The organism is Janthinobacterium sp. PSPC3-1 (assembly GCF_049896105.1).
GTDB lineage: Bacteria > Pseudomonadota > Gammaproteobacteria > Burkholderiales > Burkholderiaceae_D > Janthinobacterium.
The window spans coordinates 36,777-56,824 of record NZ_JAFCTQ010000008.1; the positions used below are offsets into that span (position 1 = coordinate 36,777).

Below are 20,048 nucleotides of genomic sequence, written 5' to 3' on the forward strand. Positions count from 1 at the left end.
TCAGGCCTTTGCAGTGTTGGTTGAATAGGTGGTCAGTTGTTGCGGCACGCCGCTGATCGAGCCGGCGCCCATGGTCAGCACGACGTCGCCATCGCGCGCCACGCTCATGATGGTGTCGGCCATGTCGGTCATGGACTCGACGAAGATCGGCTCGATCTTGCCGCGCGCGCGCAGCGCATGGGCCAGCGAACGGCCATCGGCCGCCACGATAGGCGCTTCGCCGGCCGCGTACACTTCCGACAGCAGCAGCACGTCCGGCGCACCGAGCACCTTGACGAAATCTTCGAACAGGTCGCGCGTGCGGCTGTAGCGGTGCGGCTGGAAGGCCAGCACCAGGCGGCGGCCCGGATAGGCGGCGCGCGCGGCGGCCAGGGTGACTTCGGTTTCCACCGGATGGTGGCCGAAATCGTCGACCAGGGCGAAGCTGCCGCCGTTCGGCAGCGCCACGTCGCCATAGCGCGTGAAGCGCCGGCCGACGCCGGAAAATTCGGCCAGGCCCTGCTGGGTGGCGCTGTCGGCGATGCCGATCTCGCGCGCGATCGCGATCGCCGAACAGGCGTTCTGCACATTGTGCATGCCGGGCTGGTTCAGCACCACGTCGAGGTCCGGATAACCGTCCTGCAGCACCGTGAAATGCATTTCCAGGCCGACGGCGCGCGCATTGATGGCGCGTACCTGCGCGTCCTCGGCAAAGCCGTAGGTGGTGACCGGCTTGGTGACGAACGGGATGATGGCGCGCACGTGCGGATCGTCGACGCACAGCATGGCGCGGCCATAGAACGGCAAACGATGCGTGAACTGCACGAAGGCCTGTTTGAGTTTTTCGAAATCGTGCTCGTAGGTGTCCATGTGATCGGCATCGATATTCGTGATGACTTCGATCATCGGCGTCAGGTTCAGGAACGAGGCGTCCGATTCATCGGCTTCGGCCACCAGGTAGTCGCCCGAGCCCAGCTTGGCGTTGGCACCGGCGCTGGTCAGCCGGCCACCGATGACGAACGTCGGATCGAGGCCGCCCTGCGCCAGCACGGAAGCGACCAGGCTGGTGGTGGTGGTCTTGCCATGCGTGCCGGCAATCGCGATGCCGCGTTTCAAACGCATCAATTCACCGAGCATCACGGCGCGCGGCACCAAAGGGATCTTGCGCGCGCGCGCAGCCGCCACTTCGGGATTATCGTGCGGCACGGCGCCCGAGGTCACCACCGCATCGGCGTCGCCGATATGTTCCGCGGCGTGGCCGAGCATGACGGTCGCGCCCAGGCTCGCCAGGCGCTGCGTCGCCGCATTGCTGCCCAGGTCCGAGCCCGACACCTTGTAGCCGAGGTTGACCAGCACTTCGGCGATGCCGCTCATGCCGCTGCCGCCGATGCCGACAAAGTGGATATTGTTTACTTTATGCTTCACAGAGCTAACCTCATGCCAATTGTTCCAATACGTGTGCGATCGCCTCATTGGCGTCGCGCTTGCCTGCCGTCAGTGCCGCTTGCGCCATCTGCTGGCAGTTGTCGCGTTTTAACGACGCCAGCATGGCGCACAGCGACGCCGGATTCATTTCCGTTTGCGGCAAATGAATTGCCGCGCCCTGCTGCGCCATCCATTGCGCGTTATTGCGCTGGTGGCTGGTGGTCGACGCCACCAATGGCACCAGCACGCTGGCCACGCCCGCCGCCGTCAGCTCCGACAAGGTGATGGCGCCGGCGCGGCAGATCACCAGATCGGCCGCCGCATACGCCTGCGCCATGTCGTCGATAAAGTCGACCACCTTGGCCGTCACGCCCGCCGCCGCATACGAGGCGCGCAAGGCGTCGATATTTTTCTTGCCCGACTGGTGCGTCACCAGCGGACGCTCGCCTTCCGGCATCAAGGCCAGTGCGGCCGGCAGATTGTCGTTCAGCGCTTTCGCGCCCAGGCTGCCGCCCACCACCAGGATGCGCAAGGGGCCGGTGCGGCGCTCGAAGCGCGCCGCCGGCGGCGCCATCGCCAGGATTTCGGCCCGCACCGGGTTGCCGGTGACGACAGCCTTGCCGGCGGCGGCGCCAAATTCCGCAGGGAAGCCGAAGCATACCTGCTTGGCCAGCGGAACCAGTGTCTTGTTCGACAACAGTAATGCCGCATCGGCATTGACCAGCACCAGCGGCACGCCGCACAGGCGCGCCACCAGGCCGCCCGGCACCGTCACGTAGCCGCCCATGCCCATCACCACGTCGGGCTTGCGGCGCGCAATGAAGCCGCGGATCGCGAACAGGCTGGCGATCATCTTGAAGCCGCCCTTGACCGTGTGGCCCAGGCCCTTGCCGCGCATGCCCGAAAATGCGATCGCGTCCATGGGAATGCCGCTTTTCGGCACCAGCTCCTGCTCCATGCCGTGGGTGGTGCCCAGCCAGCTCACCTCCCAGCCGCGCGCGACCATGGTCTGCGCGATCGCCAGGCCGGGGAAAATATGGCCGCCGGTACCGGCCGCCATGATCATCAGTTTTTTTGTTTTCAAGTTCTTTACAGTGCTCATAGCCGGCCCCCGCGCATCAGGATCCGGTTTTCATAATCGATGCGCAGCAGGATCGCCAGGCCGATACAGTTGATCAGGACGCCCGTGCCGCCATAGCTCATCAGGGGCAAGGTCAGCCCCTTGGTTGGCAGCAGGCCCAGGTTCACGCCCATGTTGATGAAGGTCTGCACGCCGATCCAGATGGCGATGCCTTTTGCCGTCAGGCCGGCGAAGGTCTGGTCGATGGCGATCGCCTGGCGGCCGATGTCGAAGGCGCGCTTGATAATCCAGTAAAACATGCCGATCACGATCAGCACGCCCACCAGGCCCAGCTCCTCGCCGATCACGGCCAGCAGGAAGTCGGTATGCGCTTCGGGCAGGTAATGCAGTTTTTCCACGCTGCCGCCCAGGCCCACGCCAAACAGTTCGCCGCGGCCAAAGGCGATCAGCGAGTGCGTCAATTGATAGGCCTTGTTCAGCGCATTGTCTTCCTGCCATGGATCGAGATAGGCAAAGAAGCGCTCGCGGCGGAATTTCGACAGCGCGATGATGGTGACGAAAATCGCCGTCAGCATGGCGCCGATGCCGCCGAACCAGATGGCGTTGACGCCACCGAGGAACAGGATGCCCATGGCGATGCAGACGATCACGCCAAACGCGCCGAGATCCGGTTCCATCAGCAGCAAGAGGCCGACAAAGCTGACGGCCAGCGCCATCGGCATGAAGCCCTTGGTCAGCTTGTGCATGTATTCCTGCTTGCGCACCGTGTAGTCGGCCGCGTACAGCACCATCACCACCTTCATCAGCTCGGACGGCTGCGGCCGCAGGCCGGGCAAATTGAGCCAGCGGCGGCCGCCATTGACCGACACGCCCAGGCCCGGTATCAGCACCATCACCAGCAGCACCAGGGTGCCGATGAACAGCCACGGCGCCATCTTCTGCCAGGTGGCGACGCGGATGCGGAACACCAGCGCGCCGGCGATGATCGACACGCCGATGAACAGCGCCTGGCGCACCACGAAATAATTGTTGGTGTAGGCGGCGAACTTGCGCGCGTCCGACAGCGAGATCGAGGCCGAATACACCATCACCATGCCCAGCAGCATCAATAGCAGCACCACCCAGATCAGCGGCTGGTCGTAGTCCATCATCTTCGACTGCCGCGCGCGGCCGTCCAGCGGCTTGGCAGCCGAGCCGGAACCGAAACCGAATGGCAGCTGGAAGGCCATCAGAGATCCTGTCCGTTATCCAGGGCGATATCGCGCACGGCGTCGACAAACACCTGCGCGCGGTGCGCATAGTTCTTGAACATGTCCAGGCTGGCGCAGGCCGGCGACAGCAGTACCGCGTCGCCAGGCAGCGCCAGGGTGGCTGCCTGCTGGACGGCTTCCGGCAAGCTGGCGCAGTCGAACAACTCCACACCGGACGGTTCCAGTGCCGCGCGCAGCGCCGGCGCATCGCGGCCGATCAGCAGCACCGCGCGCACATGGCGCGAGGCCGGTTCGGCCAGCGGCGAGAAATCCTGGCCCTTGCCGTCGCCGCCGGCGATCAGCACCAGGCGTTGATCCGCGCCGCCAAAAGCCTTGCCCAGGCCATTGATGGCCGCCACCGTGGCGCCCACATTGGTGCCCTTGCTGTCGTCGTAGTATTCGACTTCATTGACGGCCGTGACCAGTTCCACCCGGTGCGGCTCGCCCTGGTATTCGCGCAGGCCATGCAGCAGCGGCGCGAACGGCAGGCCGATGGCGCGACACAGGGCCAGCGCCGCCAGCGCGTTCGAGGCATTGTGCTGGCCGCGGATTTTCAAGGCGTCGGCCGGCATCAGTTTTTTCGCCATGGTCGGCACGGGTTCCGGTGCCGGATCGTTCTTCCTGCGTTTTTTCTCGATCACTTCTTCGCTCGGCACGGCTTGCGCCAGCCAGAACACGCCGCGCTCGTTGACCAGGCCGAAGCTGTCGACCTCCTGCGGTTCGCCGGTGCCGAACGTCACGCTCTCGACCAGGGCGTTCTTCATGCGCATGACCTGCGCGTCGTCGCGGTTCAGCACGCGTACCGTGTGCTCGCCGAAGATGCGCGCCTTGTCAGCGGCGTAGGCGGCCATGTCGCCATGCCAGTCCAGGTGATCCTGCGACAGATTCAACACCGTGGCCGCATCGGCCTGCAGGCTGAAGGTGGTGTGCAGCTGGAAGCTGGACAATTCGAGTATCCATGCCTGCGGCAGGGTGCTGGCGACGGGCTCGGTGACATTGGCTTCGACTGGCGCCGGCTCGGCATCGAGCACTTCGCGCAGCACGTCCAGCGCGGCCGGGCTGATATTGCCGGCCACGCGCGTGGCCAGTCCCGCCCGTTCGCACAAGAGGCCCACCAGGCTGGTGACCGTGGTCTTGCCGTTGGTGCCCGTGATCGCGATCAGTTTCGGCGCATAGCCGCGTTCCGCCTTCAGCGCGGCCAGCGCCTGGGCGAACAGCTCGATCTCGCCCCACACGGGGATATTGCTTTCAGCCGCCGCCGGCGCGATTCCAGCCAGTTCGCGGTTCGGTGCCAGGCCAGGGCTGACGGCGACAAAGTCGACGCCCTCCAGCAGTCCGGCCGTCAACTCCCCGCCGATGAACTGCGCGTCCGGCACGCCAGCGCGCAGGGCGGCCAGGCGCTCCGGCGCTGCGCGCGTATCGGCCACGCGCACAGCGGCGCCGCAGCGGGCCAGCCACAGGGCCATCGCCAGGCCGGACTCGCCGAGTCCCAGTACCAGTGCGGTTTGATTGGCGTACATCATCAGCGCAGCTTCAGGGTGGTCAGGCCGAGCAGCACCAGCATCATGGTGATGATCCAGAAACGCACGACAACCTGCGTCTCTTTCCAGCCTTTTTGTTCGAAATGGTGGTGCAGCGGCGCCATCAAAAACACGCGGCGGCCCACGCCATAGCGCTTCTTGGTGTATTTGAACCACGCCACCTGGATAATCACCGACAGGGTTTCGACCACGAAGATGCCGCCCATGATGAACAGCACGATTTCCTGGCGCACGATGACGGCGATGGTGCCCAGGGCGCCGCCCAGGGCCAGCGCGCCGACGTCGCCCATGAACACTTTGGCCGGGTGGGTGTTATACCAGAGGAAAGCCAGGCCGGAGCCGGCCAGCGCGCCGCAGAAGATCACCAGTTCGCCGGCGCCCGGAATATGCGGGATGAACAGGTAGCGCGCATAGGTGACGTTACCGGTCAGGTAGGCGAACAGGCCCAGGGCCGTGCCGACCATCACGGTCGGCATGATGGCCAGGCCGTCGAGGCCATCGGTGAAGTTGACGGCGTTGCTGGTGCCGACGATCACGCAATAGGTCAGCGCGATAAAGCCCCACACACCGAGCGGATAGCTGATGGTTTTAAAGAAGGGCACGATCAGGTCGGCCTTCGGCGGCAGGTCCATCGCAAAGCCGGACTGCACCCAGGCGTAGATCAGGTTCCAGACCTGGCCGGCGTTCGGCTCCGAGATCGACACCGAGAAGGCGAGGTAGAAGGCGGCGGCCAGGCCGATCAGCGACTGCCAGAAATATTTTTCGCGCGAGCGCATGCCCTCCGGGTCCTGGTGCACCACCTTGCGGTAGTCGTCGGCCCAGCCGATGGCGCCAAAGCCCAGCGTGACGATCAACACCGGCCAGATGAAGCGGTTCGACAGGTCGCACCACAGCAGGGTGGAAATGCCGATGGCGATCAGAATCAGCACGCCGCCCATGGTGGGCGTGCCGTGTTTTTTCAGATGCGTTTGCGGGCCGTCGGTACGCACGGCCTGGCCCACCTTGAGGCGCGTCAGCATGCGGATCACGGCCGGACCGGCGCACAGGCCGATCAGGATGGCGGTCAGGGTCGCGAAGACGGCGCGAAAGGTGATGAAGTTAAAGACCCGCAGTGGGCCAATGTCGTCCTGGAAATAGTGAGCGAGCCAGAGCAGCATGATTAGTGAGCTTCCTTGTTATTGTTTGAACCAATCAAATGCTGCACGGCCCGTTCCATTTTCATGAAGCGGGAGCCCTTGATCAATACTGTTGCATCCGACTGGGCCGCCAGCAGCGCATCGAGCGCCGCCAGCAAACCGTCGAACTGTTCGAAATACTCCACGACCGTGCCTGATTCCGCACCCTGCGCACCGTGTGCGGCGGCGACCATATGGCGCGTCAGGCCGCCCGTCGCCAGCACGTGTTCGATGCCTTTGGCGGCGGCATAGGCGCCGATCTCTTCGTGGAACTGCTGTCCTTGCGTGCCCACTTCGCCCATTTCGCCGAGCACCAGGATGCGCGGCGATGCGGCCTGCGCCAGCACGTCGATCGCGGCGCGCGCCGAATCGGGATTGGCGTTATAGGTGTCGTCGATGACGGTCGCGCCGTTCAATGCCCGTTTTTGCTGCAGGCGGCCGGCCACCGGCGCGAACGCTTCCAGGCCCTGCTTGATGGCGTCCAGATTGACGCCGGCGCCGACTGCGCAGGCGACGGCGGCCAGCGCATTTTTCACGTTATGTTCGCCGGCCGCCTGCAGGCCGACAAAAAACTGCTGCACGCCGTCCTGCTCATCACGCACGCTGACGAACAGGTCGCTGCCGAAGTCCTCGGCGGCGCGGTGGGTGCAGCTCACTTCGGCGTCTTTCGACAGGCCGAAACGGATCACGCGGCGCTCACCCGCCAGCGCCTGCCACAGCGGCGTGAACTCGTCGCCATGCGGGAACACCGCCACGCCGTCTTGCGGCAAGGCGGCCAGCACGGCGCCGTTCTCGCGCGCCACCGCTTCCACCGTATGCATGAATTCCTGGTGTTCGCGCTGGGCGTTGTTGACCATCGCCACGGTCGGCTCGGCGATCGCCGCCAGGCGCGCGATCTCGCCCGGATGGTTCATGCCCATTTCGATCACGGCCGCGTCATGGTGGGCCGCCAGGCGAAACAGCGTCAGCGGCACGCCGATTTCATTATTCAGGTTGCCGCGCGTGGCCAGCCGGTCCTGCTCGCCGAAGGCGGCGGCCAGGATGGATGACAGCATTTCCTTGACGGTGGTCTTGCCATTGCTGCCGGTGACGCCGATCACGGGCAGGTCGAACTGGCGGCGCCAGAAGCTGGCGATGCGGCCCAGCGCCGCCAGGGTGTCGGGCACGACGATGGCGGCGACCTTGTTTTCATCCCAGCCTTCGGGCAGGGCTTCGACGATCACCGCCGCCACGCCCTGGCGCGCCACATCAGCCAGGAAATCGTGGGCGTCGAAACGTTCGCCGCGCAGGGCGACGAACAACGCGCCAGCGCCGGCCTGGCGGCTGTCGGTCGTCACGCCCACGAATGGCGTGTCGAGACGGCCTGCCAGGCGCGCGCCGGCCAATGCCAGCAATGGCAGCACTTGTGCGAGTGTCGCGTGCACGGTCTGCTCCATCAATTGGTCCTCATCATGGTCAGGCGCGCCGACAGCGCCAGCTGCGCGTGGTCGGCGTCGGAAAACGGCAGTTTCTTGCCCTTGATTTCCTGGTACGGTTCATGGCCTTTGCCGGCCAGCAGGATCACGTCCGGCTTGGCGGCGTGCTTGATGGCCGACAGAATGGCGGCGGCGCGGTCTTCGATCGCCTGCGGCTGCGGGCCGTCCTGGCGCATGCCGGCCACGATCTGTTCGATGATGGCGTGCGGATCTTCGCTGCGCGGATTGTCGCTGGTGACCAGCACATGGTCGGCCTGCTGGGCGATGGCGCCCATCTGCGGGCGCTTGCCCGGATCGCGGTCGCCGCCGCAGCCGAACACGCACCACAACTGGCCGCCGCGGTCCTGCGCCACCTGGCGCAAGGCGACCAGGGTTTTTTCCAGGGCGTCCGGCGTATGCGCATAATCGATGACGATCATCGGCGCTTCCTGGCCGCCCACCTGCTGCATGCGGCCCGGCGCCGGCAGCAGCGCTTCGATGGCGTCGAGCGCCGCGCGCAAAGCCACGCCATGCGCCAGCAAGGCGCCCAGCACCGCCAGCGCATTGCTGATATTGAAGTGGCCCACCAGCCGGGTTTTCACCGGCGCGGTGCCCAGGCTGCAGTCGAGCTGGAAGTCGGTGCCGGCGTTACGGCTGCGGAACTGGCTGGCGCGCAGCATCAATACGCCCGGCAGGTCCGGCACGCTGGCCGCATCCTGCAAGGTGTAGCCGATCACGGGAATTTCGCCAGCAGGCTTGCCCGCCACATGCGCGGCCAGGCGCAGGCCCATCGCGTCGTCGAGGTTGATCACGGCCGTTTTCAAGCCGGGCCAGTCGAACAGTTTGACTTTCGCCGCCTCGTAGGCCGCCATGTCGCCATGGTAGTCGAGGTGGTCGCGCGTCAGATTGGTGAACATGGCGACGTCAAAATGCATGCCGGCCGCGCGGTCCTGGTCCAGGCCGATCGACGACACTTCGATCGCCACCGCCTGCGCGCCGCCGTCGCGCAGCACGGCCAGTTTCCTGGCCAGCAGCACGGCGTCGGGCGTGGTGTAGCCGGTGACGTCGAAATCGATCTCGCCGCGCGCCTTGCACAGGCCCACGCCCAAAGTGCCTATTACGGACGAGGTCTCGCCCAGGCGCGCCAGGGCCTGCGCCAGCCACAGCGCGCACGAGGTCTTGCCGTTGGTGCCGGTCACGCCGGCGCTGAACATGGCCTGGTCGGGCATGCCGTAATAGGCGTGCGCGATCGGACCGGCCTGGCGTTTCAGGTCGGGGACGGCCAGTAAAGGCACAGCGAGATGCGGCACTTCCGGCGCGAGGTCGCCCTCGGCGTCGTCATGCACGATGGCAGCAGCGCCCAGCTTGATGGCCGCGTCGATAAAGCGGGTCGCGCCGGCGTAGGCGAAAAATACATCGCCGCGCTGCACGCGGCGGGAATCGGAGGTCAGCTGCGCGCCCGGGGCGGCAGCCTTGATCCACGAACTGATGTCTTGTATGGTCATGAGTAACTTCACATGGCCTCCGGGCCGGCATTGGCCGGAACCACGATTTCGGTAACGGAGGAATCGGGCGGTACGTTCATCGCGCGCAGCGCGTTGGTGGCAATCGCCGCGAAAGCGGGAGCGGCGACCTGGCCACCGTAGTGATACAGGCCGGTCGGTTCATCGATCATCACGGCAATGATGAAGCGCGGCGCCGACATCGGCACCATGCCGACGAAAGAGCCGATGTATTTGCGCGGCATCGCATAGCGGCCGTTTTCCACCTTGTAGGCGGTACCGGTCTTGCCGCCCACGCGGTAGCCGGCGACCTGGGCCCGCTTGGCCGAGCCGTGCGGACCCGACACCACCAGTTCCAGCATGGCGCGCATGTCGGCCGCCGTCTTCGGCTTGATCACCTGCTGGCCGACGGGCAGCTCGGTGACCTTTTGGAACGACAGCGGGATCGTGTCGCCGTCGCGCGCGAACATCATGTAGGCGCGCGCCAGCTGGATCAGCGAGACGGAGATGCCGTTACCGTAGCTCATGGTCGCCTGCTCCACCGGGCGCCACGATTTGTACGGACGCACGCGGCCGGCGACAGCGCCGGGAAAACCCCATTTCGGCTGCTGGCCGAAGCCCACCTTGGTAAACATCTCCCACATTTCCTGCGCCGGCATGCCCAGCGCGATTTTCGAAGAGCCGATATTGGACGACATTTCGATCACCTGCGCCACGCTGATCACGCCATGCGCGCTGGTGTCTGTAATGGTGCGGTCGGCAATCGTGTAGCGGCCGGCGCCCGTGTCGATCAGGGTGCCCGGCTTGACGCGGCCCGTGTCGAGCGCCAGCGAGACCGTGATCGGCTTCAGCGTGGAACCCGGTTCGAAGGTGTCGGTCATGACGCGGTTGCGCAGCTGCTGGCCGGTGAGTTTCCTGCGGTCGTTCGGATCGTAGCTCGGGTAGTTGGCCAGGGCCAGCACTTCGCCCGTGTGCACGTCGAGCACCACCGCGCCGCCGGCCTTGGCATTGTATTTTTCGACCGCTTCCTTCAGCTGGGTAAACGCGATGTACTGGATCTTGCTGTCGACCGACAGGGTCAGGTCCTTGCCGTCGTGTGGTTCGTGGATGAAGCCGATGTCTTCGACGATATGGCCCAGGCGGTCCTTGATCACTCGGCGGCTGCCGGTGGTGCCGACCAGGGTTTTCTGCTGCGCCAGTTCCATGCTTTCCTGGCCGACGTCTTCCACGTTGGTAAAGCCGACCACGTGGGTCATCACTTCGCCCTGCGGATAGAAGCGCTTGTATTCCTTGCGCTCGTCGATGCCGTCGATGCCCAGCTTGTTGATCTTGTCGGCCACGTCCATCTCGACCTGGCGTTTCAGGTAGACGAAGCTGCGGTCCGAATCGAGCTTCTTGCGCAGTTCGGTGACATTCATTTCCAGCAGGTTGGCCAGCGCCGTGATTTTCTCGGGCGGCGCCTGCAGCACGTCGTCGGGAATCGCCCAGATGGCTTTCACGGGCACGGACGAAGCGAGCACCTGGCCGTTGCGGTCGGTGATCTTGCCGCGCGTGGCCGGCAATTCCAGGGTGCGCTCATAGCGCGCCTTGCCCTGCTTCTGCAAGAATTGGGTGGAGACGCCCTGCAGCCACATGGCGCGCGCGCCCAGGCCGGCAAAGGCGAAAAACAGGCAGAACAGCACCACGCGCGAACGCCACACCGGCAGGCGCACGGCCAGTACCGGATTTTTCGAGAAGGGCACGCCTTTCGAGGCCGCCACGCGGCCGCCGCTGCCGTTGCTGCCCAGCTTCATGGACCGCCCTCCGTCAGGTATTGCGTGCGCGCCGCCGTCAGCGGCGTCATGCTCAGGTCGCGCCGCGCGATCGCTTCGATGCGCTCATGCTTGCCCAGGGTCGACTGGTCCAGCTGCAGCTGCGCCCAGTCGATATCGAGCTGGCGCGACAACGCTTGCGCGCGCTCGAGGTCGATCAGCAGGTGGCGCGCCTGGTACTGCGCGTTGACCAGCGACAGGCCGCAGGCGACCAGCAGGGCCGACAGCACGATACTGAGCTTGCCAGTCATCGCGCGCCGCCCGTGGCAGAGGAAGAGACAGGCAGCGGCAAACGCTGCGCCACGCGCATCACGGCCGAACGCGCGCGCGGATTGCCTTCGATCTCGGCATCGGACGGCTTCATTTTCGAAATCAGCTTCATTTCCGGCTGCGGCAGGTCGACCGCGCGGATCGGCAGGCGGCGGTCGGGCTGCTCGACATTCGCCTTGGAGGCGAAGAAGCGCTTGACCATGCGGTCTTCCAGCGAATGAAAGCTGATCACGGCCATGCGCGCGCCGGGCGCCAGGCAGGCATAGGCCTGGTTCAGGCCAGTCTCGAGATCCTCGAGTTCCTTGTTAATGAAAATACGGATTGCCTGAAAGGTGCGGGTAGCGGGGTCCTTACCCTTCTCGCGGGTCTTGACGGCCCCTGCCACGATGCCGGCAAGCTGTCGTGTGCTTGAAATTGGCTGCACTGTCCGGCCAGCAACAATCGCCTTTGCAATCTGAAAAGCAAACCGTTCTTCCCCATAATCGCGTATCACTTTCTCTAAATTCTGCTCGGTCTCCACCGCCAGCCAGTCGGCTGCGGAGATGCCGCGCGTGGTATCCATGCGCATGTCCAGCGGTCCGTCGTTGCGGAAGCTGAAACCGCGCGCCGCATCGTCGACCTGGGGCGACGAAATGCCCAGGTCGAGCAGGATGCCGTCCACCTGCCGCACGCCACGCGCGGCCAGGCTGGCCGTCATGGTGGCGAAACTGTCGTGGACGATGTCAAAACGGGGGTCGAGAATCTGTTCGGCGGTGGCGATCGCCTGCAAGTCCTTGTCGAAGCCGATCAGGCGCGCATCGGCGGCCAGGCGCGACAGGATCAGGCGGCTGTGGCCGCCGCGGCCAAACGTGCCATCGACATAGATGCCGTGCGCGCGTTCGCCCGAGAGGTCCAGCGCATCGACCGCCTCATCAAGCAGCACCGTGCGATGCTGAAATTCCGGCACCGTGAGTAGTGTCATTACGGAGCCTTAGAAAGAAAAATTGGAGAGTACATCGGGAGTGCCGCCAGCGATGGCTTGCTGCTCCTGTTCGGCCAGGGTGGCGGCGTTCCATATTTCAAAGTGGCTGCCCATACCCATCAGCATCACTTCACGCGACAGGCCGGCGGCGCTGCGCAATTCAGGCGAGATCAGCACGCGGCCCGCCGAGTCCAGCTCGACGTCGACGGCGTTGCCGAGAAAGATGCGCTGCCAGGCCCGCGCCGACATCGGCCATGCGGCGATTTGCTGGCGGTGGCTTTCCCACACGGAGCGGGGGAAAAACAGCAGGCAGCCATCGGGGTGGCGGGTCAGGGTCATGCGGCCTTCGCATTGGATGGCGAGCGCGTCACGGTGCTTGGCAGGGATAGACATCCTGCCCTTGGCATCGAGACTGATAGCGGACGCGCCTTGAAACACGTAAGACCTTTTTGAGCTTGGGCTGTGGCGCCTTTGGCGTCACCCTGACCAGGGAAAATTTCCCACAAAAACACACTTTTTCACACAGTTGACCACTTTAGAGTAAGCACCGAGGGTGGTCAAGCGGTTTCCGATTGGCAAAACTTGAATTTTATTAATGAAATTAAGGACTTAGCGCATATCGTTGAAGGAGTCTCAAAATAAAATATATCGATAAATTAGATACTTATGACAGATAGTGAATGTGCTACCTCATCTGCACACATGTGTTTTCCTACCGTAAACATAGAAAATTACGAAATGGAAAAATTGGAATTTTTGCAGGTAGTTGACGTGGAACAATAGTTTCGTTGCGCAAGCACCGACGCAGGGGGCGCTGGTGATTCTCTTGTTTTAGAGCAAAATTTGTTCTATTTTCGTCTATCAACAAGGTTTTTCAAGGCCAGCGTTCCAGCTGCGCCGAATTTTTTCATTACAGCAATTAATTAATAATCAGCAATTTTATATAAAGAATCATCTTGCCTTGTATATACAACTTTATTGTATCACTTGCCTGTACAGCAATAAAAAAAGCCCCCTTGCGGGGGCTTCTTCGATGCTTCCTGGCTGGCCAGGAAACGCAAATTCAAGTGAAGCAGGCCGATAGGCCGGATTTTGTTACGGCGCCTTGCCTTGCGGATCGGCGCTATGACAGTCATTCCTCTAGGCGCCGGATTACTCCGGCGCTCAAGCTTTCTACCCGCACGCTCCGCGAGCAGCATCATCGCGTGCCTATTTGAAATTGCACCAGGTGGAGGTTACCGCGTTTCACCGTAACTTAATACGCTCGTCTCTGTGGCCCTGTTCCTCGCCTTATACTTTGCAGCTTTCAGCGGACGGCCGTTAACCGTCACCCCGCTCTATGGAGTCCGGACCTTCCTCCCGCCGGTGCATTGCTGCACCAGCCAGCGACTGTCTGGCCTGCTTCACCCGCCATTGTACCGCGCCGCAGCATGATTGCGCAAAAAGCCGTGGCGTGCGCCGGGCGATTGTGAAATTCGGTGTCGCCATTTCAAAAGCCGGCTGAAAACGGCTCCCCTAAAATGGCGCAAGCTGCACGCTTGCCCGCTTTTTTTCACCCTCCTTGCCATAAAGAGCCGAACATGACGCAATCCTCCCGTACCGGCGGCCAGATCCTGGTCGACGCCCTGCAGATCCACGGTGTCGACACCGCCTTTGGCGTGCCTGGCGAAAGCTATCTCGATGTGCTCGACGCCCTGCACGAGTCCAGCATCCGCTTCATCATCAACCGCCAGGAAGGCGGCGCCGCCTTCATGGCCGAAGCCTACGGCAAGCTGACCGGCAAGCCCGGCATCTGCTTCGTCACGCGCGGCCCGGGCGCCACCAATGCTTCGATCGGCGTGCACACGGCCTACCAGGATTCGACCCCGCTGATCCTGTTCATCGGCCAGGTCGGCAATGATTTCGTCGACCGCGAAGCGTTCCAGGAAATCGACTACCGCCGCATGTACGGCCAGATGGCCAAGTGGGTGGCGCAGATCGACCGCGCCGAGCGCATCCCCGAATACCTGGCGCGCGCCTTCCAGGTCGCCACCAGCGGCCGGCCCGGTCCGGTGGTGCTGGCGCTGCCGGAAGACATGCTGATCGCGCTGGCCACCGTGGCCGACACGCGCGCCTACCAGCCGGTGCAGGCGTCGCCATCGGGCAGCCAGGTCGGCCAGCTGCGCGCCATGCTGGCCGAGGCTAAGCAGCCGCTGCTGCTGCTGGGCGGCGCTACCTGGACGGCGCAAGCCTGTCTTGATGTGCGGCGCTTTGCCGAGGCCAACCACCTGCCCGTGGCCTGCGCCTTCCGCTTCCAGGATCTGCTCGACAATGCACACCCCAACTATATAGGTGACGTCGGCATCGGCATCAACCCGAAGCTGGCCGCGCGCGTCAAACAGGCCGACCTGGTGATTGCGCTCGGTCCGCGCCTCGGCGAGATGACCACCGGCGGCTATACCCTGTTCGCATCCCCGGTGCCGCGCCAGCGCCTGGTGCACGTGCATGCCGACGCCGAAGAGCTGGGCAGCGTCTACCAGGCCGAGCTGATGATCAACAGCGGCATGGCGCCAGCCTGCGCCATGCTGGCCGCGATGGAGCCGGTCGACGCCGCCGCCTGGCGCCACACGCCGGCCGAAGCGAAAGCCGAGCTGGCCGCTTACCAGCAGCGCCCGCCGATTTTCCAGGATGGCCAGGCGCCGCTGGACCTGTGGCAAGTCACGCAGGACATCATGGCGCAGGCGCCACGCGACACCATCATCACGAATGGCGCCGGCAACTATGCCTCATGGGCGCACCGCTTCTACCGCTACGGCGGCATGCGCACGCAGCTGGCGCCGACCAATGGCGCCATGGGCTATGGCGTGCCGGCCGGGATTGCCGCCAAGATCGTGCAGCCGGAACGCACGGTGATCACCTTTGCCGGCGACGGCGAATACCTGATGAATGGCCAGGAACTGGCGACTGCGGTGCAATACGGCGCCGGCGTGGTGATCATCGTCTTCAACAACCAGATGTTCGGCACCATACGCATGCATCAGGAACGCGATTACCCGGGCCGCGTCTCGGGCACCACCTTGCACAATCCCGATTTTGCGGCGCTGGCGCAAGCCTATGGCGCGCATGGCGAAGTGGTCAACGCCACGGAAGAATTCGCCCCTGCCCTGCGCCGCGCGCTGGCGCACGCCGGCGAGAAACGGCTGCCGGCCCTGATCGAGCTGCGCTATGACGGCAACCTGATCACGCCGAACGCGACCCTGGACACCATCCGCGCCCAAGCTGAGCTGGCGAAGCAATAAGGATCGGACTCAGGCCACCGGCATTTCCGCGCTGGCCGGCGCCGCCGGCGCGGCAGGTTCGGCCGGTTCTTCCGGCGCCGGCTTCACGGCAGGGCATGGCGTGCAATTCTTCAACGGCCGGCCAAAGTCGGTGATGCGCGACAGCTTCATCGGCATGCGCACATTGCCGCCGCAATAATCGCCTTCCAAGGTCAGGGTCTTGCCGTCCTTTGAAAACTTGCCGGCGATGGTGCGTTCTTCATTGTCGGCGCCGGCGATGGTAAAGTCGAAGGCGCCGGTGGCGGCGTCGAGGTTGACATCGTTGGCGACGATCGGCCAGCTCAGCGAGCCGGCCGTGAATTCATAGATGACCGTATCGGCCTCGGCAAAGCGGTGCAGGGTGACGCGCTGTCCGCCGATTTCGCCGCTGTCCTTTTGCAGGCACAGGTCGGAATACACGGCCACGCCATAGCGCGCCAGCCCGGCTGGCTGCTTGTCTTTGGTAACGGCCAGCGCGGCGTCCGCGGCGCCCATCATCAGCAAGGCCAGCAGCAAGGCGCCCAGGCGCGGCGAATTTCTTTGGTACATGACATTTCCCCTACTTTATTAACAGCAATATTGTAACTGATGTCGCAAATGCAAAAACGCGCCGCCAGACCATAGTCTGACAGCGCGTTTTTATCACGGCGGGCATCCGCAAGCGGACACCCTGTGTGGCGGACTACGCTTGCGCGTAGTTCAGCTTAGAACGAGTGACGAACGCCAACGTTCAAGGCTTGATCGCCCGAACCGGCATTGCTGTTGTTGCCAACAGTGAAGCCTGCGTTGTTTTTGTTCGAGATCTTGGCGTACGAAGCGTAGGTGCTGGTACGTTTCGACAGAGCATACGAGTAGCCCAGTGCGAACTGGTTCGCATCGGCGTTGGTGCCAGCTTTGTCGTTGACGTGGATGTACGAAGCCATCACGGTGCCAGCTGGACCAACTGGTACGGTTGCGCCGATCAGTGCGGTGGTGCTGTCATTGCTGGCAACAGCCGACAGGTTGGTCAGGCTGTAAGCCTGGCGGTTGGTGTTGTTGCGCACTGCGCTGTTCAGGCCTTTGTTGACGCCGTAAGCGACATAAGCTTTAGCCACTGCGAAATCGTAGTTGGCAGCTGCCAGCCAGTTGCGGCCGCTACCGGCTTCTACAACGCCAGTGCCAGCACCGTTTGCCACGTCGTTCGAGGTGCTGTTGAAGGCGATACGTGCATTCAAAGGACCGTTCGAGTAACCAGCCGATGCGCCAACCTTGCGGCCGATTTTGCTCGACAGCGGGTTTTCATTGCCATTGGCAGCGGCGCTGTAAGCAACATCAGCGTCAAAGCCGTTGTAGCTAGGCGATGCGTACATCACGGTGTTGCTGGTGCGGGTGTTCGCTGGGAACAGGTTTTTTGCGGAGCCAGCGTAGCCAACTGCGAATGGATCAGCAACTTTCGACAGGGTGTTGTACCAAGGCGTGTATTGACGACCCAGGGTCAGGGTACCGGTGGTTTTGCTGCTCAGGCCAACGTAGGCTTGACGATTGAACAGGGTACCCGATACGTCTTGCTGACCGTTGTCAACGCTGAAGCCCGATTCCAACAGGAAAATAGCCGACAGGCCATTGCCCAGATCTTCGGTGCCTTTGAAGCCCAGACGCGAGGCCGAACCAATGCCGCTGTCCACTTTGTTCACGGTGCCGTTAACACCACCGCGCTCGCTGACGAAACCAGCGTCAACGGTACCGTAGATGACAACGCTCGATTGAGCTTGGGCTACGCCGGTGGCTGCTGCCAGGACTGCCAGGGTGATCAGAGTTTTTTTCATTGCATGTTTCCTTTAATTTTTTGAAGCAAAAAGTAATACAGCCTATGCATCTCGAGCTGCGCTCTAGCAGAGCGCTTTTTATGAGTGAGGGCAAGGTCTCCACCTGCCACTGCTGTTCCGGTCGGGGGAACAGTCATATTGGACTCGGCACGCTATTGCACCGATTAGCTTGAAGGCTGCATAAGACCGTATTTCGTGCGCCAGTTCGGGTGCTCAAGCGGCACCGGAAGCGGCACTATAACGATCGTTGCGCATTCCATCAAGTTCCAACATGTTACTTCCGGTACCAAGCCTGGGGCGTTTTACGACCCCCTCACCATCGCCAACCGTACTGCGCGACAGAGCCACTGCCCCTTGCCAATCAATGCATTGGCCTGATTGACCATTTCATCATAGCGCATGCCTTTCGGGAACCCGTTGTATTAGCGCAACAGTAGCAGACCCATGATTAAAACATCAACATGCTCCAGCCATCATTTGGCCTTACCTATTTACGCGACAATGCACACAATTTGTAAGGTGATAATGGATGAACGGGACGAAGCATACACCCCCTCGTCAAACTTTGCAGGCGAGGCCCCAAAAACGCACCAAAAGGCGCGCCAATTTGGTGCAACGGCGCATGATTGAGGGGCGTAGCAAGAAATGCCGGCTCGTTTGAGCCATGTAGGAAGGAGACCCAATGAGCAGGAAATTACTGACTCTCCGGTAATTTAAATGAGCTTGCTGGAAACATTTTCGCCCGCTTCCGCGCCGCTGGAGCTAGCTGCAACAGCGAACATGACAGCGACTTTTGCTTGCAAAGTTCAACACATTTGAAACAATTTCTTACAATGTTAATTCTTGAATATTTTGTCATTTTTGTTGCTTAAAAACGACAATTTGATGTAAATCAACTGATTTATTGTTCTGGTCAGCAATATTTTCTTTTTCTTTTAAAAAATTTTCCGACGGATTACGGCTTGTTTCGCGCTTCAAAAACGCCGGGCGCGCCTGAGCAGGCGCATGAAACCACCGGGTACCGGAAGTTTTTCATCCAGTTTCCCCGGTTACGTTCCGGCAGTCGCGGTGCAGCGCCGCCCTGCCCCGCGCATCGACACGCACCTGCGCAGGCGGCACCGATGCCGCCCGGTGATCCACGCGCACTCGCCCGCCGCATCCTCAATCTTGCCGTGCATGGCGCGCCGGCTGAATCGGTACATATATATACATGCCCGTTGATGGCCATGGATATACATGCCCGTTGATGGCCATGGCAGCGGCGCGGCGCAGCCTGGCAAGTGTGGGCGGGCGCACGGAAGCCTGGCCTGGCCAGCGGCACGCGCAATGTTGCCAATCCGTGAAGTGGCGGGCACGCTCTGGTAGAATAGGCCGATCCATAGCGTCCGGCGCCGCCGGGCCAAGCGCAAGCACCCGCCACCACATACCCATGTTTAGTTTCTTCAAGAAAAAAACCGCCTCTCCCGAGGCAGCGCCCGTCACCGTCGAACCTGTCATTCCTGCCGCCCCGGTGGCACCGCCGTCCCAGCCTGGCGCCCTGTCCGGCGCGCCGGCCGAACTGGTACCCGTGATCGTGGCCGCCGAGCCGGAAAAGAAATCGTGGATGACGCGCCTGAAGGCCGGCCTGTCGAAAACCTCGAATACCCTGTCGGTACTGTTTGTCGGCGCCAAGATCGACGACGCCCTGTATGAAGAGCTGGAAGCGGCGCTGCTGATGTCCGACGCCGGCATCGACGCCACCGATTACCTGCTGACGGCCCTGAAAAAGAAAGTCAAGGAAGACAAGGTGCTCGACGCCGCCGCCGTCAAGGCCGCCTTGAAAGTGCTGCTGATCGATCTCTTGAGTCCGCTGGAAAAACGTTTCGAACTGGGCCGCCACAAGCCGCTGGTGATGATGATCTCGGGCGTCAACGGCGCCGGCAAGACCACCACCATTGGCAAGCTCGCCAAGCACATGCAGTCGAACCGGCAATCGGTGCTGCTGGCCGCCGGCGACACCTTCCGCGCCGCCGCGCGCGAGCAGCTGATGGTCTGGGGCGAGCGCAACAACATTACCGTGATCTCGCAGGAATCGGGCGACCCGGCCGCCGTGGCCTACGACTCGGTGCAGTCGGCCAAGGCGCGCTCAATCGACGTGGTGATGGTCGACACGGCGGGCCGCCTGCCGACCCAGCTGCACCTGATGGAAGAACTGAAAAAGATCAAGCGCGTGATCGGCAAGGGCATGGAAGGCGCGCCGCATGAAACCTTGCTGGTGATTGACGGCAATACGGGCCAGAATGCGCTGACGCAAGTCAAGGCGTTCGACGACGCCCTGCAGCTGAGCGGCCTGGTGATTACCAAGCTCGACGGTACCGCCAAGGGCGGCGTGCTGGCGGCGATCGCCCGCGTGCGTCCGGTGCCCGTGTATTTCATCGGCATCGGTGAGAAAATTGAAGACTTGCAGCCTTTCGTGGCTGCCGAATTTGTCGAAGCCTTGCTCGGATAAACCTGCCCAT

15 protein-coding genes and 1 other RNA gene are annotated in these 20,048 nt (G+C 62.8%); 2 read left to right on the forward strand and 14 right to left on the reverse strand.

Going from position 1 to position 20,048, the window contains the following annotated elements; all coding sequences use genetic code 11:
- The 12 genes from murC to rnpB all read right to left on the reverse strand — a co-directional run bounded on the left by murC (nucleotide 1) and on the right by rnpB (nucleotide 13,854).
- On the reverse strand, nucleotides 1–1,404 hold the full coding sequence (gene murC, locus ACP7B7_RS10860; protein WP_426076690.1) for a UDP-N-acetylmuramate--L-alanine ligase: 1,404 nt from the start codon (nucleotides 1,402–1,404) through the stop codon (nucleotides 1–3).
- A 10-nt stretch (nucleotides 1,405–1,414) separates the two neighbouring features.
- The gene (murG, locus tag ACP7B7_RS10865; RefSeq protein ID WP_426076691.1) at nucleotides 1,415–2,506 is read right to left on the reverse strand and encodes an undecaprenyldiphospho-muramoylpentapeptide beta-N-acetylglucosaminyltransferase; all 1,092 of its coding nucleotides are present in this window, start codon (nucleotides 2,504–2,506) and stop codon (nucleotides 1,415–1,417) included.
- Entirely contained in the window at nucleotides 2,503–3,714 is a 1,212-nt protein-coding gene (ftsW, locus tag ACP7B7_RS10870; RefSeq protein ID WP_308923949.1) for a putative lipid II flippase FtsW, read from the reverse strand. The genes murG and ftsW overlap by 4 nt, the downstream gene beginning before the upstream one ends.
- Entirely contained in the window at nucleotides 3,714–5,258 is a 1,545-nt protein-coding gene (gene murD / locus ACP7B7_RS10875; RefSeq protein ID WP_426076692.1) for a UDP-N-acetylmuramoyl-L-alanine--D-glutamate ligase, read from the reverse strand. Before murD ends, ftsW begins: the two co-directional genes overlap by 1 nt.
- On the reverse strand, nucleotides 5,258–6,433 hold the full coding sequence (gene mraY / locus ACP7B7_RS10880; protein ID WP_308923947.1) for a phospho-N-acetylmuramoyl-pentapeptide-transferase: 1,176 nt from the start codon (nucleotides 6,431–6,433) through the stop codon (nucleotides 5,258–5,260). Before mraY ends, murD begins: the two co-directional genes overlap by 1 nt.
- A 2-nt stretch (nucleotides 6,434–6,435) precedes the next feature.
- The gene (locus tag ACP7B7_RS10885) at nucleotides 6,436–7,875 is read right to left on the reverse strand and encodes a UDP-N-acetylmuramoyl-tripeptide--D-alanyl-D-alanine ligase (RefSeq protein ID WP_426076693.1); all 1,440 of its coding nucleotides are present in this window, start codon (nucleotides 7,873–7,875) and stop codon (nucleotides 6,436–6,438) included.
- Nucleotides 7,876–7,886: 11 nt separating this feature from the next.
- Nucleotides 7,887–9,410: a UDP-N-acetylmuramoyl-L-alanyl-D-glutamate--2,6-diaminopimelate ligase gene (locus ACP7B7_RS10890; RefSeq protein ID WP_308923945.1), complete on the reverse strand. Its 1,524-nt coding sequence runs from the start codon at nucleotides 9,408–9,410 to the stop codon at nucleotides 7,887–7,889.
- 8 nt (nucleotides 9,411–9,418) lie between these two features.
- On the reverse strand, nucleotides 9,419–11,200 hold the full coding sequence (locus ACP7B7_RS10895) for a peptidoglycan D,D-transpeptidase FtsI family protein (protein WP_308923944.1): 1,782 nt from the start codon (nucleotides 11,198–11,200) through the stop codon (nucleotides 9,419–9,421).
- Nucleotides 11,197–11,469 carry a cell division protein FtsL gene (gene ftsL, locus ACP7B7_RS10900; protein WP_094443314.1) on the reverse strand — a complete coding sequence of 91 codons (273 nt, stop codon included), beginning with the start codon at nucleotides 11,467–11,469 and terminating at the stop codon, nucleotides 11,197–11,199. The genes ACP7B7_RS10895 and ftsL overlap by 4 nt, the downstream gene beginning before the upstream one ends.
- On the reverse strand, nucleotides 11,466–12,449 hold the full coding sequence (gene rsmH / locus ACP7B7_RS10905) for a 16S rRNA (cytosine(1402)-N(4))-methyltransferase RsmH (RefSeq protein ID WP_308923943.1): 984 nt from the start codon (nucleotides 12,447–12,449) through the stop codon (nucleotides 11,466–11,468). Before rsmH ends, ftsL begins: the two co-directional genes overlap by 4 nt.
- Before the next feature lie 9 nt (nucleotides 12,450–12,458).
- A complete protein-coding gene (mraZ, locus tag ACP7B7_RS10910) occupies nucleotides 12,459–12,887 on the reverse strand; it encodes a division/cell wall cluster transcriptional repressor MraZ (protein WP_308923942.1) in 429 nt (142 codons plus the stop codon).
- Nucleotides 12,888–13,514: 627 nt separating this feature from the next.
- Nucleotides 13,515–13,854: RNase P RNA component class A (gene rnpB / locus ACP7B7_RS10915), an RNA gene on the reverse strand.
- A 175-nt stretch (nucleotides 13,855–14,029) separates the two neighbouring features.
- Between rnpB and ACP7B7_RS10920 the strand changes: the two genes are divergently transcribed.
- Nucleotides 14,030–15,727: a thiamine pyrophosphate-binding protein gene (locus ACP7B7_RS10920; RefSeq protein ID WP_308923941.1), complete on the forward strand. Its 1,698-nt coding sequence runs from the start codon at nucleotides 14,030–14,032 to the stop codon at nucleotides 15,725–15,727.
- A 9-nt stretch (nucleotides 15,728–15,736) separates the two neighbouring features.
- Here the strand turns inward: ACP7B7_RS10920 and ACP7B7_RS10925 are convergent, their stop codons facing one another.
- Together ACP7B7_RS10925 and ACP7B7_RS10930 are read right to left on the reverse strand one after the other, a co-directional pair.
- Entirely contained in the window at nucleotides 15,737–16,294 is a 558-nt protein-coding gene (locus ACP7B7_RS10925; protein WP_308923940.1) for a hypothetical protein, read from the reverse strand.
- Nucleotides 16,295–16,449: 155 nt separating this feature from the next.
- Nucleotides 16,450–17,550: a porin gene (locus ACP7B7_RS10930; protein WP_426076694.1), complete on the reverse strand. Its 1,101-nt coding sequence runs from the start codon at nucleotides 17,548–17,550 to the stop codon at nucleotides 16,450–16,452.
- A 1,429-nt stretch (nucleotides 17,551–18,979) separates the two neighbouring features.
- Here ACP7B7_RS10930 and ftsY point away from each other — a divergent pair.
- The gene (gene ftsY, locus ACP7B7_RS10935) at nucleotides 18,980–20,038 is read left to right on the forward strand and encodes a signal recognition particle-docking protein FtsY (protein ID WP_426076695.1); all 1,059 of its coding nucleotides are present in this window, start codon (nucleotides 18,980–18,982) and stop codon (nucleotides 20,036–20,038) included.
- Nucleotides 20,039–20,048: the final 10 nt, after the last annotated feature.